The following is a 16464-nucleotide window of genomic DNA, read 5'->3' as shown; positions in this document are numbered from 1 at the left end:
ATTTTTCTATTTATTTTCTACAAAATTTAAAGTAGTTTATTGATTTTAGCATAAGATAAAGCCTCTGCAATATTGCTAACTCCAATTTTTTCGAAAAGTTTTTTGCGGTGAAATTTTACGGTATCTGATGTAATAAAAAGTTTTTCAGCAATCTCACTGATTGTTAACCCACTCGCATACAGGCTCAGGATCTCATGCTCTCGGGAAGACAATTTTATTCTTGCATCTTTCTCCCATTTATCTGCTGTAAGATCATATCTCCAGATCTCATCTGAGCCCTCTTTACTGAGCACCACATTTCCGGAAGAGGTATTATTGGATAATGAAACGGCACACAACGCCTTCCATACCTGCCCATTTTCTGTAAGGAACATAGGAGCAAGCTTATGGTTTACCAGGATCATATTCTTTTTACTATTGATAAGATAGAAGTCATAGGAAATGGAATATAGCTTTCTATCTTCTATCGGAATTTTATCGTAAAATTTAAATCCTGCCTCATTAATTTTAATTAGCATTTCAATATCCTCCGGCTTTACATTCTGAAAATAGAATGCATATCCAAGATCTTTTACTTCTGCCGAGGTTTTTCCACACAAAAAAAGAGGATTATCTGATACATATTCAAATCCTTTAGTCTGGTAATTGATCACATACAAACTTTGGTACGTAGTTCTGGCAAGTGCTTTTATAGCCTCAAGATAATCTCCACCCTGGCTTAAATCAATGTCAGCATCTTTACTGACCTCATTTTTTTCGTTAAAAAATCTTTTAATCTGTTCCATATTTTTGAGAAGCTTTTTTCACTACTACACTAAAGGATAGTTTTTAGCTTTCATACCACAAATCTACACAAAAGTGTAGCAATTCTCAAAATGCTGTGATATAGATTTGCAAATGATTTGCATGATTGTGCCTTTTTTCAGAAATACCATCGTTAGGATAGGTCTGGAAGATATAGCACACAGGCAATTAGAAAAAAGGAAACCAACAATGTCATCAATAACCATGATATAGAAGTTGCCAAAAATTCGGTCCAAACAAAGTTGATTCGTCAAGTTTTTATCGTAAAATAACTCCGACAATGACACCTAATTCAGACTAAATATTAAATAATTGACCGAATTAAAAGCAACATCACCGATCAGCCTTTATAAACAGCATAAATCTCTGCTTACAAACTGATCCCCCACCATATCACTGATTTTTACTATTACTGTCCTACCAGGCAGTAATTTTTTTTGACCCTATATTCATCAAATCATTCTTTACCTTCACGAAAATAATTCAGCTGCTGGTTGAATCCACCATTATTACTTATCAATCTCTTTAAAGTAAATCCTGTTAAACTGAGAATAATAAAATGTCCAAAAGGCAAGCCATGGAAAGTTCGCGATCAGAAAAAACAATACATCTTCTCCACTGATTTTTTGCCCTTCTGTTATCATAAAGAAATAATAGATCATGAAAATAATCGGAAGCAGGAACCAGCAAAGAGCTGTTTTTATTTTGCTCTGAAATGATCTTAGAAATGAAAGCAAGCTACTGAACGAGGCAATACTTAAAAACAAAAGCCAAATAATCACAAGACCATAAGCCAAACCGCTCATATCGCAATTTCTCGGATGTTCACTCGTTTCCGGCTTAGTCAGATTCATAAACACAATGAGGAGAACAGTAGAAATAATTGTTGAGAAAAACCAGGTTTTCAATATTGATAATACTATGAACTTCTTTTTTGACATCAAATTTTGCTTTAAATGCTAAAGTAATCATAACTTATTGAATCTACAAAATTCTGTTCTATTCATTCTCTGGCTGATATTTAATAATTTGTTAAAGATGCCGTACCCATATTATCTATAATTTTGACAAAATATCAGTTATCATGTTATACATCATTATGGTAGTTGTACTACAGGCACTTATCACCCTCACCTTATTACTCTATCTCATCAAAAACAGAGAATCTGTTCTGAATATGCTGTTATTGTACATCGGTGTAGTTGCATTGGATATGGGATATGAATATTTTATCATTCAAAGATTTGGTTATGAATCTGTTCTGTATGAAATCCCAGGAAGTCTTCGTGTTTTTAAAGGACTTATTTTCTTATATATTACGGCCTGCTTAATTCACGCAAAGTGGGGTGACAAGCTAAAATATCTGATCTTTCCGCTTACCTTAGTGGTTATTCATCATGCTGTTGCTCTTACAGCAAAAATCTTTGAGCTATCATGGGCAGATATGGCGATCAGATCTTATCAGACTTATTTTACATATTACAGCTATTATTGGGTAGCATGTCTGATTATATGCATTTATTTTCTGACAAAATACCGTAAAAACATTACTCATCCGGTAGCCAGCAATTTCCGATATCTGGTTTGTTATGTACTAATGGGAGTATTAGTTTTCTGGACCGTTTTCCAATTGGGCTGGAATACTTTGATCTATCAGAAGATCTACAGTCTATTATTTCTTTTTCAGTTCGGATGGATTTTGTACGTTTATATTTTAACGTACCAGCACAGACTCCTGAAACAACAGAATATACCTCATCTTTCTGTTCCTAAAGAAACCTATCAATATAAAGATCTTTCAAAAATAGATTTTGATACTGTACAAAGCGCTATTGTCACGTTTTACCAGGAAAGCCTTATTTATCTGGATGAAGAGTTTACATTAGATCAGCTTTCCGGTCATTTAAAAATAAACAAAGCCGATTTAAGTATCACCTTCAACAAACACCTCAACACCAATTTCCACGAATATACTAACAGAAACCGTATTCAACATTTTAAACAGATCTTATCTGAGGATCCTTCCGCCAGTGTTATTGATCTTGCTTTTCAATGTGGTTTCAAATCCAAATCTACTTTTTACAAATATTTTAAAAAGGAATTTGACTGCCTGCCCTCTCAGCTTGTTCACTAAGTTACAATTATTTAATATTAGTAATTTATTGATTTACAATACAGTTCGCCGCGAACTCAACAGAAAAAGTAGTCTAAAATTTAAATGAACTAAAACTTTTTGATGAGCTGACATCTTTGCATAAAATTTCACTAAGATGTCACGAGAAAGTCTTTTTTTAACAAAAGCAGCATTTTTTCTTTTGGGCCCTTTGGCCTTTGCACAGACCTCAGTTCACGGAACTGTAGTAGACAGTCAGGGAAACCTTCCCAATGCGCTGGTTTATATTGAAAACAGCGGACAAAAGGTTACCTCCAATACCGATGGATCTTTTATTCTGAATAATATTCATGATGGAAGCTACAAACTTGTCGTAGAATACAAGGGATATGATACTGTTTACATTCCTTTCAATGTAGCAGACAAAAAGGAGGTTGATCTTGGTTTGGTTAAATTCGGAGCTAAGCTTAAGGAAAACAGTATTCAGGAAGTAGTGGTTACCAGCGTGTACAAAGCCTCGCAAGCCAGAGCCATTACGATGAAGAAAAACTCTAACACCATCACAGAAGTGCTCTCTGCTGATGCTATTGGAAAACTTCCGGACCGTAACGCCGCTGATGCTGTGCAACGAATGCAGGGAGTTTCTATTGAACGTGATATGGGAGAAGGACGCTTTGTTGCGGTAAGAGGAACTCCTATACAATGGACTGCTTCTACTTTAAATGGCAACAGAATGCCTAGTGCAAGCGGTGATAATGCCAACCGTGGGGTTCAAATGGATATTTTTCCTTCGGAACTTATTCAGAATGTCCGATTATCTAAAGCGTTAACTCCTGATCTGGATGGAGATGCTATTGGCGGGAATGTAGATTTCATTACTAAAACTTCTCCCAATAAGGAAACGTTAGCCATCAGTATGTCTTCCGGATACGTTAATATGTCGAAATCTCCAACGTATAATTCTTCCATTGTTTATGGAAACAAAATTACCGATAAACTGAAATTTATCTCTTCTGCAGTAATCTGGGAGCGCTCTACCGCTATAGATCAGATGAGAAATATTTTCAACTACGGACTGAAAGATAAAACAGCCTCCTACTCCATCAATCAGCTGCAGCTTCGTGATTATCTGGCCAACCGAAGAACGCTTGGGTTTAATCTCGGCCTGGATTATGAGATCAACAGCAGGAATAAATTATATTTTAAAGGTTTATACAGCCAATACAAAGATGGACAATCTGTAAGAGAAACCTATTTTAATTTCGACAATAAAAATGTAACGCTTCAGGCCCGTCATGCAGACTATCTTACCGATCTGTATTCTATGCAGCTGGGTGGAAATCATCAGGTGGGACAACGTCTGGAAGTAAACTGGTCATTGTCTAAAGCCCGTTCTGAGTTCAGATTCAATTCTCCGAAAAACCTGGATCAAAATGAAAGAGGTTATCCCATGGTCAATTTTGTACAGCCAATGACCTACGGAAATCTTTCTGCAGATGGAAGAAAATATATGGCGATGGATGCTCCGGATGGTATTGGAGATACCGGAAGTTATACTCAGCCTTATAACCAGCAGGCAATAGCAGCGGATAAATTAAAATTAAACCAAATCATCCTCAGCCAAAACCACAACAGCGAAACGGATCTCAGAGGGCAGCTAGATTTAAAATATAAAGTATCTGATAATTTTGAATTAAAATTCGGAACAAAATATAACAATAAGAACAAAAACGTCGACAGTTCTTTACTGGTATGGATGCCTAAATCGTCTCTTGGTATTCCCGGAGCTCCCACAACCTACCTGAGCCAGCTTGAACGTGAAGCATTTCCCTACCGAGGCGGTTTTATGAATCCTCTTGGAAATCCTTATAATTCGGCTATCATTGATCACATTACTAACGGACAGATTGATCAGATGTATAATCCAACTACACAGAATAGTTTAGGGCTAACGCAAGTAAGCTCTAAAAATAGCAGTTCCAATATCACCAGTTCTTACCGTGGAACCGAAAATGTATGGGCTGCTTATATGATGGGAACCTGGAAAGTTACCGACCAGCTTCAGGTATTGGGAGGTTTCAGGAATGAATACAACGATATTACATTTTGGGGTAAAAAGGTAGTTTCGGATAAGGATAATAAAACGGAAGATATTAAAGACAATAAAACATATAACGTTGTGCTTCCTATGGTCAATTTAAAATGGAATATCAGCAATGATCGTATTCTGCGATTGGCTTATACCCGTTCTTTTGCAAGACCTGATTTTAATGACCTGAACCCGGGAACCATCGTAAACGATATCACCAATACTATTACCCAAGGAAATACCAAACTCGACCCAACATTCTCCAACAACTTTGACCTGATGTTTGAGAACTATTTTGGAAAACTGGATCTGATTACTGCCGGAGTATTCTATAAAGACATCACCAATCTTATTTATAAAGATCAGTCGGTGACAGATATTGGCGGCAGAACGTATACTTTCACTGCTCCTAAAAACCTGGAAGGAGCAAAATTATTCGGTTTTGAGTTCGGAATTTCCAAGCGTTTTGAAAATCTGCCCGGGTTCTTAAAAAATATAGGTTTTGAAGGGAATTACACCTATATCTCGTCCAAAATGAATATGCCGATCTATGAAAATGGGCAACAGACCGGAACTATGTCCACTACCATTCCTAATCAAGCCAAGCATATTTTCAATACCATTTTGTTTTATGAAACCAGTAAACTGATGCTTCGTGTTGCCGGGAACTATAAAGGAAACTATGTAAGTGAGATCAGGGCTGCAGCAGGAGCAGATCATTACCAATATTTTGATAAAAACTTCACAGTAGACCTTTCTACTTCCTACAGTATTTCAAAGAAAGTCCGGCTGTTTCTGGAGCTTAACAATATTTTCAATGAACCTAACCGCTACTATATGGGAGCTAAAGACCGCGTAGAAAATATTTCCTACTCAGGAATGCGCGGACAAATGGGATTCACTTACAACTTCTAATCAAACATTTTATTCATCAATGAAAAAGTATATATACGGAGCTGCATTTTGTATGACAGCATTAGTACAGGCACAAAACCAATGTCAGAACCCAAAGATCAATCAACTGCAGATTGTAGGAACACATAATTCATACGCTCAGCCGGTAGATCCCAAAGTTCTGGATATGGTTACTCCAATCATTAAAGGAATGATGCAAAAGTATGACAGCATGATGTCTGAAGAGCAGAAAGCCAAATTCAAAGAGTATCACCCTAACGGAATGGATTTAAAAGAAGGATTAAACTATAACCACCCTGATTTCACAGAACAGCTTAATGCCAATCTCCGTGGGTTGGAAATAGATGTTTATTATGATCCGGAAGGCAACAGATTCAGCCATCCTGCCTCTTATGAAGTTTTAAAAACAAAAGGCGTAACAGATTTAGCTCCTTTTAAAACGAAAGGACTAGATCAACCCGGATTTAAAGTATTGCATATGGCTGATATTGATTTCAGAACCCACTATCCTACTTTGAAAGATGCACTTACAAGCCTTAAAACATGGTCAGATGAACATCCTGGGCACACTCCTGTTTTTATGATGATCGAAGCTAAAGACTCTGGATTTCCTATTCTTGAAAATAGCACAAAGGTCTTAGCATTTGATAAAAAGGCTTATGATGATCTGGATGCTGAAATTGTAAAATATCTTGGAAAAGATAAGATCATTACTCCAAAAGAAGTTCAGGGAAAATACATCACATTAAAAGAAGCTGTTACCCATAACAATTGGCCAACACTGAATGAGAGCAAAGGGAAATTTATTTTTATGCTGTTACCCGGAGGTGCAGGAACTCTATCTTCTAAAAACAATCCTTATCTTATCAATAATTCTCTAAAAGAAAGAGTGATGTTTCTGAACAGTGAGCCCGAGGATTCCTTTGCAGGATTCATATTAAGGGATAATGCCATTATAAGACAAAAAGAGATCCAGGATCTGGTAAAAGAGGGCTATATGGTAAGAACAAGATCGGATATTGAAACCTATGAGGCCAAGGTTAATGATTTTACCCGTTCCAAAGCAGCTTTCAGCAGCGGTGCCCAGGTTGTTTCCACTGATTTTTTCCGCCCGGGAAATACGTATGGTACTCCTTACTTTGTACAGCCGCCTCAAAGGAAAGACTATTTTAATAATCCTGTCAATACTTCATGTCAATAAATCAAAACTCCCGATTCTGGAAACAGAGCCGGGAGTTTATAGTTTATCATTTTATCATTAAGATTTATTACATTCTTTGCAGTAAATCACTTTTCCTTCTTTAATGGTTTGAAGTACTTTGATATCTTTAATTTTCATCTTATCTTCTTTCAAAGGATTCTTATCCAGAATGACCAGATCCGCAAGCTTATTTTTCTCCAAAGTTCCTTTCGCAGCCTGTTCCATATACTGAATAGCCGGATGTATCGTTATTGCCTGAAGTCCCTGATAAGGAGTAACACGCTGGTCCGGACCTATAGGCTTATTATTACGGGAAATTCTATTCACTGATGACCAAAGCACCATCATCTGATCTAATGGCAAAACAACAAAATCTGTATGATTGGTTGGCTTCAGTCCCAATCCTATCGCATCTTTCATCGGGCTCATATAATCAGCCTGTGTCTGCCCTCTATTATTGATATGAGCATCTGCAAAATAATAGGTGTGCAAGGTGTAAAATGACGGGAGAATTTTAAACTTAGGATATTCCTCAAGTTGATCTTTTCTCACAAATTGGGAATGAATCATCGTAACATGTCGATCTTTAGTAAGATCATCCTTAGCCGCTTCCTTATGCGCCTGCAGGAATGCATCAATAGCACCGTCACCATTGGCATGGAGGTTAAGCGGAACATTCATTGCATACACCCTTTTAACCATATTATTAATGTCCGATTGTGGGAAAGTTAGCTCGCCTGTCCATTTTGTTTCACCATTAGGCCCTCCGTGAAGATAAGGAGTTGTAAAATAAGCCGTTTTCCCTTGAGGAGATCCGTCTATAGTAATTTTCACCCCTCCTATTTTAAAATGATTATCATATTTTAACCAATCTTTTTGAGGGTACTTTGCTAAAATAGTATCCAGATCTGTAATAAACGGAAATGCTATAACATCAATCATATTGACATTCGCTTTGTTCGCTCTTTTCATCACATCCAGATCGCTTATTTTTGTTGCTCCGTCATGAGCTGTTGTGATCCCTGCTTCCGCATACATCATCTGACCTATTTTTGACCATTCGATCTCCTGCTCCTTAGTAGGTTTAGGTAAATTATCAAAAATCGGAAGATAGGCTGTTTCCATAATTAAGCCATAAGGCTCATTGGTACCAGGTTTACGTACAATTACTCCACCTGGAGGTGTAACCGTTTTATCTGTGATGTTAAACTTTTTAAGGGCCATAGAATTCAGCACTGCTCCATGCATTGAAATATGCCCGACAATTACCGGATTATGCGGGAAGGCAGCATCAAGATCATCCCTGTTCAAAAGACTGTCATTAGGCATCATTGTATCATCATAACCATAAGCCTGGATAATAATATCTTCCCCTTCAGGAATTTTTTTATCCGCCTGAAACTTCTTCATAGTCTGAATAATACTTTTTACATCTTTCCCCGGACCAATAGGTGCAGGAGAAACATTCGCCTGATTTGCCACCGACAATGAATTGATGTAATGACTATGAGCATCAATGAAACTTGGCAATAAAGTTTTCCCCTCAAGATTAGCCAGTTCTGCTCCCTTTCCCTGTTTCTTTGCTTCTTCTAAGCTGCCGATGTAAGCAATTTTCCCGTCTTTAATCCATACCGCATCAGCATAATTGGGAGTATCCCCTACCATCGTAAGGATATCACCACCAAAATAAATAACTCCATTACCCTTAGCTTCCGTAATGTCTTTGTACGTAGTTGAGGAGTCCTTGCAGGAAATTAAACCGGCAAGAGCAATACTCAACAGAAAAAATTTAATCTTTTTCATGTCAATTTTTGATTTTGTTATTAGTTTTTATGATTCAACAGTCCATATTGTATGGGCTGAATATTTACATAATAAAAAATTACCTCGGGATTAATATAGTTGTTGAGGCTAGCATAGAGTAAGATCCAGCTGTTTAAGATATTTCCGTGAAGGTATTCGTGATAAAAAAGATAATGATATTTCCAGCTCTACAAGTTCAGACCCGACATTCTGCTGGTTGGATTTTGTTCCGAATTTCAACTCCAGTAAAACTCAAATTTACAAAAGCTTTCAAATTCCCTTTTGCGGAATTTTCATTTTAACGGCTAAGCAATATTTGTAAAAATAAAACAAATTAAAAAGCAAATTGAAAATATTTTATAGAATTAATTATACAAATTTGTAGAATTTTCTTTATATGATTAAAAATCCAATAACAAAACAAATATTTACCATAGAAATAGAATCCTTGATGGCATTAAAATAAAAAAAGTCTTCTATTTCTAGAAGACTTTTTGCGATCCGGACGGGACTCGAACCCGCGACCTCCGCCGTGACAGGGCGGCATTCTAACCAGCTGAACTACCGGATCAATTTTTTTAAAAAGAAATTGAGAAAACTTCTGCGATCCGGACGGGACTCGAACCCGCGACCTCCGCCGTGACAGGGCGGCATTCTAACCAGCTGAACTACCGGATCAATTTTTTAAAAAGAAATTGAGAAAACTTCTGCGATCCGGACGGGACTCGAACCCGCGACCTCCGCCGTGACAGGGCGGCATTCTAACCAGCTGAACTACCGGATCAATTTTTTTAAAAAGAAATTGAGAAAACTTCTGCGATCCGGACGGGACTCGAACCCGCGACCTCCGCCGTGACAGGGCGGCATTCTAACCAGCTGAACTACCGGATCAATCTTTTTTAAAAGTAATTGAAAAACTTTATGCGATCCGGACGGGACTCGAACCCGCGACCTCCGCCGTGACAGGGCGGCATTCTAACCAGCTGAACTACCGGATCATGTTTTTGTTTGAAAGAACGTCGTTTCTTTTTCGTGGTTGCAAAATTACACCTTTTTTTATTACCTGCAAATTATTTTCAAAAAAAATGCCTTCCAATCGCGGAAGGCATTCATTATCAAATTTATTTTTTTATAAGTGAGCGCTTAATTTTTCAGCGATTACCTCTTTTGGAGCTACACCTACTAATTTATCTACTACTTCTCCGTTCTTAAAAATAAGAACTGTAGGGATATTTCTAATACCATATTGCATTGAAATTTCCTGGTTGTTGTCTACATCCACTTTCCCTACTACTGCTTTTCCTTCAAAATCTGATGCCACTTCTTCGATGATTGGTCCTAATGTTCTACAAGGTCCACACCATACTGCCCAGAAGTCAACTAAAACTGGTTTGTCTGATTTTAAAACGGTATCCTGGAATGAGCTGTCTGTAATTTCTAAAGCCATTTTGTTTCTTTTATTTTAATTAATATTATTTTCTTGTTTTCAATTCTTCTATTGAGTCTTCAAAATTACGACTTTTACATCATAAGACTATCTATGCTCAACATTAGTTTTTTCTATAGCATAGTCCTTTGAAATCTCTTTTAAGGCATTAACCAATGCATCTATCTCAGCTTTTGTAGTTAAGTGACTAAAAGAGATACGTAATGGTGTACAATGATCCATTTCGTCCTCTGAAAGCACCATCATCATAACCATTGATGGTTTAGATGCTCCGGAAGAACATGCGCTTCCCTGAGAAATTGCAATACCTTTCATATCCAGCTGCAACCCGATCAAGGGATTTTTGTATGGAAGTAATGCGCTTAAAACACTATCAACACTATTTTCCATCTCCCCGCTTCGTCCATTGAATTTAATATTGGGAACCTCTGCAGATAATTTTTCGATAGCGTATTTTTTAATTTCTCTGATATGACCAGCATAAGCCTCCATATTGTTGATGCAAAGCTCCAACGCTTTACCCAATCCTACGATACCACAAACGTTCTCAGTTCCTGCTCTCAGACTTCTTTCCTGAGGCCCACCAGTAATAATTCCTTTCAAACCAGTAGCTTTTCTAATAAAAGCAAAACCTACTCCTTTTGGACCGTGGAATTTATGAGCACTGCAAGAAGCAAAATCTACAAGAATATCTGAAAAATCAAACTCCATGTGAGCCATCGTCTTCACTGTATCAGAATGGTAAAGAGCATTATTCGCTTTACATAATGCTGCAATTTTTTTAATATCAACGATATTTCCTATTTCGTTATTGGCATGCATTAAACTTACCAAAGTCTTTTTATCTGATGCTTTTAGCAGCTCTTCTAATTTATTAAGGTCAATATCTCCTTTTTCGTTAGGACGGATATAATTTACTTCTACTCCTTTTCTCGCCTTCATATCAAGGATACTTTCAGAAACACATTTATGTTCCAAAGGTGAGCTGATGATTCTTTCTACTCCAAGGTGTTCCACCGAGGATTTGATAATCATATTATTGGATTCTGTTCCACAAGAAGTGAAAATGATCTCAGCAGGAGTTACATGAAGATAGTCTGCAACCTGTCTTCTTACATTTTCAATAAGGATTTTGGCTTCCTGTCCAAAGCTATGAGTTGAAGACGGGTTTCCGAAGTTCATCTTCATCGTACCAACCATTGCATCTATAACTTCTTCTGCAAGCGGAGTGGTTGCGGCATTATCTAAATATATTTTATCCATTATTATTTTGAATATTTTAATTCTACAGAGGTAAACTGGTAATTTGCAGGAACAGCAAAAACGAACCAAGGGTTAGAAAGCACCTGGATTTCCATTCCACCGGAAGGTTCTCCAGCCGGAACTTCTACATACAGGATATTATTCTTTACAGATACTCCTTTAATCTCATTGATGCTATGGCTACCTGATCTGAAGCTCCCCAAATTGTATACAACAACTTTCTTATCTTTTGGAAATTTCGGATAATTAGATCCAGCCTCTTTTCCTTCTTCTACAAGTTGAAAACCACTTTTTCCAAGGGCCAGATATTCTTTCTCGTCCTTAATAATTCTAAAACCAGGTTGTTCTGCACCCCCCTGAGATTGGGTCACAAGAAGTTCTGCTTTCTGCTGCATATCAGACGATTTTTGTTGAGATGTTGTTGTACTTGCACAGCTCATCAGGATGGCTGTACATGCAATTAACAGACTTTTCATTTTTTACACTTTTATCACCCAAAATTAGTGAAAAAATTGGTAATGTCCCTCATTTGCCCATTTCAACATTGGCTTATCCCCGGAAGTATCACCAAATGCAATAATTTTATCATACTTGGAATCGTGGATTTCTTCCTTTATTCGAACCAGTTTTTCTTTACCATTGCAGTTTTTTCCAATGAAATTTCCCGTGAAAACACCGTTCTTGAACTCTGCCCGCGTAGAAACGAGCTGCATTTTCAATACCTCGGCAAAAGGTTTCACCCAGATATCCAAAGAGGCGGTTACCAATAAACTCTGTGTATTATTCCTATCGATATTTTGAATAAAATCCAGCGCATTATCTCTTACAATTTTAGGGTAATGTAATTCAAAGAACTGCTTGGATTTTAGTTCTATTTTCTCCTGAGTCTGCCCTTTTAGGATAGATCCGATAAAGCTTTTCTTCACTTTTTCGGTTTCTGCTAATTTAAGTTTCAACAGAATGAAAAGCGGGACATGTTTTAAAAATTGTATTCTATATTTTGTAGAATCGTAGAATTTAAGATACATAAACATGGTATCTTTATACGTCAGGGTTCCGTCAAAATCAAAACAATACAACTTTTTCATTTTTTTAAAGCTTTAACTTTTTAAATATAAATTCAGGGATATTCCTGATGATCATCATCATAATACTCCAAATCGGCAAAACATACGCTACGTCCTTTTGTTTTTTGAACGCTTTATAAATACAAGCAGCTGCCTGCTTTGGAGTTGCTGTTAGTTTAGGATTTAAAGGCAGACCTTCTGTCATTTTCGTTGCCATAAACCCCGGCTTTACCGTAAGTACATGTACTTTTTTACTGAAAAGATAATTTCTGAGTCCACTCAGATAAGCTGTAAAAGCAGCTTTTGCACTTCCGTAAATAAAATTACTCTGTCTTCCACGATCTCCTGCCACTGATGAAAGCCCGATAATTGTTCCAGATCTTCTGCTTTCAAATTTATGGGCAAAATAATTCATTACCGGAATCAGTTTAGAGTAATTGATATTAATAATACGTTCTGTATTTTTATTATCATACAATCCTTCTTCTGTTCCTTCTCCTAAATATCCTACGGCACAAAATAATACATTTGAATTGATATAATCAAATTTGTTGTAATCAATTTCTTTCATCAGGTCCAGCTCTATCACTTCGGACTGCTGCAGAAATTTCACATCAATATGTCTTGCAAACCTTTCTGTAGTTTCTTTATTTGAGGTAAAAAGATAGATTTTTTCAAACTTTTCTCCTTCCTGAAGTGCTTTTTCCACAAAAGCCTGTGCCACTTCAGATGTGCTTCCCAGAACTATCATTATGAGTTGTTGTTATTTAAGATTCTTTTGTGCTGTAAAGACACAAATTTAGGACTTCGAATGTTTTTCAGGTAATTGGTTAATGAAGATCTGCTCATGCTGTCTTTGGTAAGATAAATTCTTCCTCCAAACTCTTGAACAATACTATCCAGCTCGTCTACCAGTTTTTTCAGTTTTGAATTTACTTTAAAATCCAGTGCCAGCGTATACCCTTCCACCGGGAAAGAGTTATAAGCTTCCGGATTGTTCTTTCCGAAAAGTTTCAATACGGCTAAGAATGAACCATTTCCACTGTTGGCGATTGTTTCGAGAATTCTTTTCATTCCTTCTTTTCCTGTCTCTTTCGGAATCACCATTTGATACTGTATGAACCCGGATTTTCCATAGATCTTATTCCATTCATTAATGGCATCTAAGGGATAGAAAAACGTTTCATAATCAATAAAATTCTTAACTTCTTTCTTGGATTGTTTTTTATAATACAGCCAGTTGAAAATCTTTACTGTCAGTGCATTCAATACGAATCCCGGAAAATAAAAAGGAATAGTAGGCTGTAGTTTTCCCTTTAATCTTAAAGGTGTTTTTGCCATATTCTGGGGCAATTCATGCTGGAAAGCATGCTCTCCTCTCATCAGAATACTTCTTCCGATATTTTTTCCTTTCTGAAGACAATCAATCCATGCTACGGTATACGTCCAGCTTTCACTTTCGTCAAATAGTTGAAAGATCTCGTCCAGATTGTCTGCTTTAATACTTTCCTGACGGATATAGGCAGATTCTATATTTTTAAGCTTAAATTTTGCAGTCAGAATAATCCCTGTAAGTCCCATTCCACCAATGGTAGCCCAGAACTTCTCTGAATTCTCTTCTCTTGAACAGGTAATGATTTCCCCGTTCTCAACCATCAGCTTAAATTCAATCACATATTCTGAAAAACAACCTTCTGCATGGTGATTCTTTCCATGTACATCAGAAGCAATAGCTCCTCCTACAGAAACAAACTTTGTTCCCGGAGTTACATACAGGAAGTATCCCTGTGGAACCGATATTTCAAGCACCTCCGATAGCAATACTCCGGATTCACATTCTATAACCCCGTTCAAACGGTCGAAACTGATGAATTTATTTAGTTTTTTGGTAGAAAATATGCTTTCTCCCAATGAAGCATCTCCATAACATCTTCCGTTTCCTCTTGCAATAACTTCATTGTGGTTGAGTACGAATTCTTTTATGTTTTTGAAGCTGTCCTCAGATCTCATTTCTTTTTCTACTACTGGGAAATTACCCCAGTTTGTAACTTTCTGTGTGAAATTCGGCTTCATTTCTTAAAGTAAATTTGAATTAAAAATGTGGCCACCCAAAGTAATAAAGTAACCTGTATATAACGGTCTCTGTACACAATTTTTGTAGGAGATTCTGTTCTGTTGTACACCAAAGTCTGCTGCAGATATCTTAGAAGGGCAAATACAACGAAAACTACGGTATAAAATACTCTTTCATGGAATCTTGCCTGTACTTCCGGGGAAAGGGTAAACATCAGATAACAAACAATCGCCAATGTAATGGATATGGACAATGCAATGTCTGCAAACTGTACATTATAACCATCCAAAGCCTTTCTTGTTTTTCCTGAAACCTGAGCATTGATAAGCTCTCCTCTCCTCTTTCCTATGGCGAGTACTAATGCCAGAACAAAAGTCAATAAGATTGCCCATTGGGAAATGCTGATCCCGGTAATGTAACCGCCTGCCAGAACCCGAAGTACAAATCCTATGGCAATGATAAAAATATCAATGATTGGAACATGCTTTAATCTGAACGTATACGCAAGGTTCATCATTACATAAAAAGCAATAATGGTTGCGAATTTCCATAACGGCTGCTGAAAATACAGCTGAGCAAAACCTACAAAAGCAATATCTGCAATTACGAGTCCTATAAGGATTCCTATTGCTGTAGATTTCGAGATGGCACCACTTGCTAGTGGACGTCTTCTTTTTTCAGGATGTTTCCTGTCTGCTTCAATGTCATTATAATCATTAAGAATATAAACAACACTTGCAGCGAATGAAAAGATGATAAAAGCGAAGATACTTTTGGTAAGTAAATCAAGATTAGTAATATTACCGGAGAAAAACAGAGGGACAAATACAAAAAGGTTTTTCACCCATTGCTCTACACGGAGCAGTTTTAAATATTTTTTCATTTATGTTATTTCAATTACAAAAATAATAAATTAAAAATTGACAGGCATAAAAATACAAAAAAAACCGCCGGGGCGGTCTTTTACGAAAATATTTATATGTTAAATTAATTACTGCCCTTGCTTGGCATCGTTAATCATTTTTTCATTTGCAGTAATAGCGAATTCAACTCTTCTGTTTTTAGCTCTACCTTCGTCTGTATCATTGCTTGCAACCGGCATATTTTTACCTTCACCTTTAGTGAACATTCTGCTTCCTGCCAATCCTTTTCCTACTAAATAAGCTTTTACAGCATCTGCTCTTCTTTGAGAAAGTGCCACGTTGTATGCATCTTTACCTACGCTGTCTGTGTGACCATAGATATTGATATTAGTATCTGGATTATCAACTAATACTTTAGCTAATTTATCTAAATTATTCTGTGCAACAGAAGTAAGATTTGACGAGTCGAAAGCAAAGTTTACGATACTTTCATTCATCGTAACTTTAATACCATCTCCTACTCTTTCTACCTGAGCACCTGGTAAAGTTTCTTTAATATCTTTAGCCTGCTTATCCATTTTGTTACCGATAACGTTACCCGCAACACCACCGATAATACCACCTAGTACAGCACCAATAGCACCGTTTCCTCCTCTTCCTACATTGTTTCCAAGGATACCACCTAATACAGCTCCTGAAGCTACTCCTACAGCAGTACCTCTTTGTTGGTTATTTGAATTCTGAACGGCTTCACAACTTGTCAATAATAATGCTGATGACAAGAAAAGAGCTCCTACGTATGTTTTAGTAAATTTCATTTTTTTA

General features: G+C 36.9%; 14 protein-coding genes and 5 tRNA genes. 3 read left to right on the top strand and 16 right to left on the bottom strand.

Annotated features, from left to right (window positions below; all coding sequences use genetic code 11):
- Window positions 1–26: 26 nt before the first annotated feature.
- Complete coding sequence (locus BLS98_RS00520) at window positions 27–785, bottom strand: response regulator transcription factor (protein WP_089732543.1); 759 nt, start codon at window positions 783–785, stop codon at window positions 27–29.
- A gap of 528 nt (window positions 786–1313) precedes the next feature.
- A complete protein-coding gene (locus tag BLS98_RS00515) occupies window positions 1314–1745 on the bottom strand; it encodes a hypothetical protein (RefSeq protein ID WP_139166048.1) in 432 nt (143 codons plus the stop codon).
- Between the two features lie 143 nt (window positions 1746–1888).
- Here BLS98_RS00515 and BLS98_RS00510 point away from each other — a divergent pair, with 143 nt between their 5' ends.
- From BLS98_RS00510 to BLS98_RS00500, 3 genes are all read left to right on the top strand, one after another.
- Window positions 1889–2938 carry a helix-turn-helix transcriptional regulator gene (locus tag BLS98_RS00510; RefSeq protein ID WP_089732539.1) on the top strand — a complete coding sequence of 350 codons (1050 nt, stop codon included), beginning with the start codon at window positions 1889–1891 and terminating at the stop codon, window positions 2936–2938.
- Window positions 2939–3074: 136 nt separating this feature from the next.
- Window positions 3075–5921, top strand: coding sequence for a TonB-dependent receptor (locus BLS98_RS00505; protein WP_089732537.1), 2847 nt, complete (start codon window positions 3075–3077; stop codon window positions 5919–5921).
- A gap of 19 nt (window positions 5922–5940) precedes the next feature.
- Entirely contained in the window at window positions 5941–7122 is a 1182-nt protein-coding gene (locus BLS98_RS00500; protein WP_089732535.1) for a phosphatidylinositol-specific phospholipase C domain-containing protein, read from the top strand.
- 57 nt (window positions 7123–7179) lie between these two features.
- Here the strand turns inward: BLS98_RS00500 and BLS98_RS00495 are convergent, their stop codons facing one another.
- The 14 genes from BLS98_RS00495 to BLS98_RS00430 form a co-directional block, all read right to left on the bottom strand.
- A complete protein-coding gene (locus BLS98_RS00495) occupies window positions 7180–8925 on the bottom strand; it encodes an amidohydrolase (protein WP_089732533.1) in 1746 nt (581 codons plus the stop codon).
- A gap of 497 nt (window positions 8926–9422) precedes the next feature.
- Window positions 9423–9496: transfer RNA gene (locus tag BLS98_RS00490), tRNA-Asp, on the bottom strand.
- Window positions 9497–9529: 33 nt separating this feature from the next.
- A tRNA-Asp gene (locus BLS98_RS00485) sits at window positions 9530–9603 on the bottom strand.
- Between the two features lie 32 nt (window positions 9604–9635).
- Window positions 9636–9709, bottom strand: a tRNA-Asp gene (locus tag BLS98_RS00480).
- A gap of 33 nt (window positions 9710–9742) precedes the next feature.
- Window positions 9743–9816: transfer RNA gene (locus BLS98_RS00475), tRNA-Asp, on the bottom strand.
- 33 nt (window positions 9817–9849) lie between these two features.
- Window positions 9850–9923: transfer RNA gene (locus BLS98_RS00470), tRNA-Asp, on the bottom strand.
- Window positions 9924–10054: 131 nt separating this feature from the next.
- Window positions 10055–10372 (bottom strand): thioredoxin, encoded by a 318-nt coding sequence (gene trxA / locus BLS98_RS00465; RefSeq protein ID WP_027374941.1) that lies wholly within the window; start codon window positions 10370–10372, stop codon window positions 10055–10057.
- Between the two features lie 87 nt (window positions 10373–10459).
- The gene (locus BLS98_RS00460; RefSeq protein WP_089732531.1) at window positions 10460–11635 is read right to left on the bottom strand and encodes a cysteine desulfurase family protein; all 1176 of its coding nucleotides are present in this window, start codon (window positions 11633–11635) and stop codon (window positions 10460–10462) included.
- Between the two features lie 2 nt (window positions 11636–11637).
- A complete protein-coding gene (locus BLS98_RS00455; RefSeq protein ID WP_089732529.1) occupies window positions 11638–12111 on the bottom strand; it encodes a hypothetical protein in 474 nt (157 codons plus the stop codon).
- Window positions 12112–12135: 24 nt separating this feature from the next.
- Entirely contained in the window at window positions 12136–12723 is a 588-nt protein-coding gene (locus tag BLS98_RS00450) for an HAD family hydrolase (protein ID WP_089732527.1), read from the bottom strand.
- A gap of 4 nt (window positions 12724–12727) precedes the next feature.
- Complete coding sequence (locus BLS98_RS00445) at window positions 12728–13453, bottom strand: SDR family NAD(P)-dependent oxidoreductase (protein WP_089732525.1); 726 nt, start codon at window positions 13451–13453, stop codon at window positions 12728–12730.
- Window positions 13453–14775 carry an FAD-binding oxidoreductase gene (locus BLS98_RS00440; RefSeq protein WP_089732524.1) on the bottom strand — a complete coding sequence of 441 codons (1323 nt, stop codon included), beginning with the start codon at window positions 14773–14775 and terminating at the stop codon, window positions 13453–13455. The genes BLS98_RS00445 and BLS98_RS00440 overlap by 1 nt, the downstream gene beginning before the upstream one ends.
- Window positions 14772–15659: a decaprenyl-phosphate phosphoribosyltransferase gene (locus BLS98_RS00435; protein WP_089732522.1), complete on the bottom strand. Its 888-nt coding sequence runs from the start codon at window positions 15657–15659 to the stop codon at window positions 14772–14774. The genes BLS98_RS00440 and BLS98_RS00435 overlap by 4 nt, the downstream gene beginning before the upstream one ends.
- 108 nt (window positions 15660–15767) lie before the next feature.
- Window positions 15768–16457, bottom strand: a complete 690-nt coding sequence (locus tag BLS98_RS00430; protein WP_089732520.1) for a YiaD family glycine zipper/OmpA-like lipoprotein — start codon at window positions 16455–16457, stop codon at window positions 15768–15770.
- Window positions 16458–16464 lie beyond the last annotated feature (7 nt).

Source organism: Chryseobacterium jejuense (genome assembly GCF_900100075.1).
Taxonomy (GTDB): domain Bacteria; phylum Bacteroidota; class Bacteroidia; order Flavobacteriales; family Weeksellaceae; genus Chryseobacterium; species Chryseobacterium jejuense.
The sequence above is the reverse complement of the archived record's forward strand: the minus strand, read 5'-3'. Positions and strand labels throughout refer to the sequence as shown.

Coding starts and splice junctions, on each gene's coding strand:
- BLS98_RS00445 (WP_089732525.1), bottom strand. CDS start 13,453: ATGATAGTTCTGGGAAGCACATCTGAAGTGGCACAGGCTTTTGTGGAA.
- BLS98_RS00460 (WP_089732531.1), bottom strand. CDS start 11,635: ATGGATAAAATATATTTAGATAATGCCGCAACCACTCCGCTTGCAGAA.
- BLS98_RS00520 (WP_089732543.1), bottom strand. CDS start 785: ATGGAACAGATTAAAAGATTTTTTAACGAAAAAAATGAGGTCAGTAAA.
- BLS98_RS00440 (WP_089732524.1), bottom strand. CDS start 14,775: ATGAAGCCGAATTTCACACAGAAAGTTACAAACTGGGGTAATTTCCCA.
- BLS98_RS00515 (WP_139166048.1), bottom strand. CDS start 1,745: ATGTCAAAAAAGAAGTTCATAGTATTATCAATATTGAAAACCTGGTTT.
- BLS98_RS00500 (WP_089732535.1), top strand. CDS start 5,941: ATGAAAAAGTATATATACGGAGCTGCATTTTGTATGACAGCATTAGTA.
- trxA (WP_027374941.1), bottom strand. CDS start 10,372: ATGGCTTTAGAAATTACAGACAGCTCATTCCAGGATACCGTTTTAAAA.
- BLS98_RS00495 (WP_089732533.1), bottom strand. CDS start 8,925: ATGAAAAAGATTAAATTTTTTCTGTTGAGTATTGCTCTTGCCGGTTTA.
- BLS98_RS00505 (WP_089732537.1), top strand. CDS start 3,075: ATGTCACGAGAAAGTCTTTTTTTAACAAAAGCAGCATTTTTTCTTTTG.
- BLS98_RS00450 (WP_089732527.1), bottom strand. CDS start 12,723: ATGAAAAAGTTGTATTGTTTTGATTTTGACGGAACCCTGACGTATAAA.
- BLS98_RS00435 (WP_089732522.1), bottom strand. CDS start 15,659: ATGAAAAAATATTTAAAACTGCTCCGTGTAGAGCAATGGGTGAAAAAC.
- BLS98_RS00455 (WP_089732529.1), bottom strand. CDS start 12,111: ATGAAAAGTCTGTTAATTGCATGTACAGCCATCCTGATGAGCTGTGCA.
- BLS98_RS00510 (WP_089732539.1), top strand. CDS start 1,889: ATGTTATACATCATTATGGTAGTTGTACTACAGGCACTTATCACCCTC.
- BLS98_RS00430 (WP_089732520.1), bottom strand. CDS start 16,457: ATGAAATTTACTAAAACATACGTAGGAGCTCTTTTCTTGTCATCAGCA.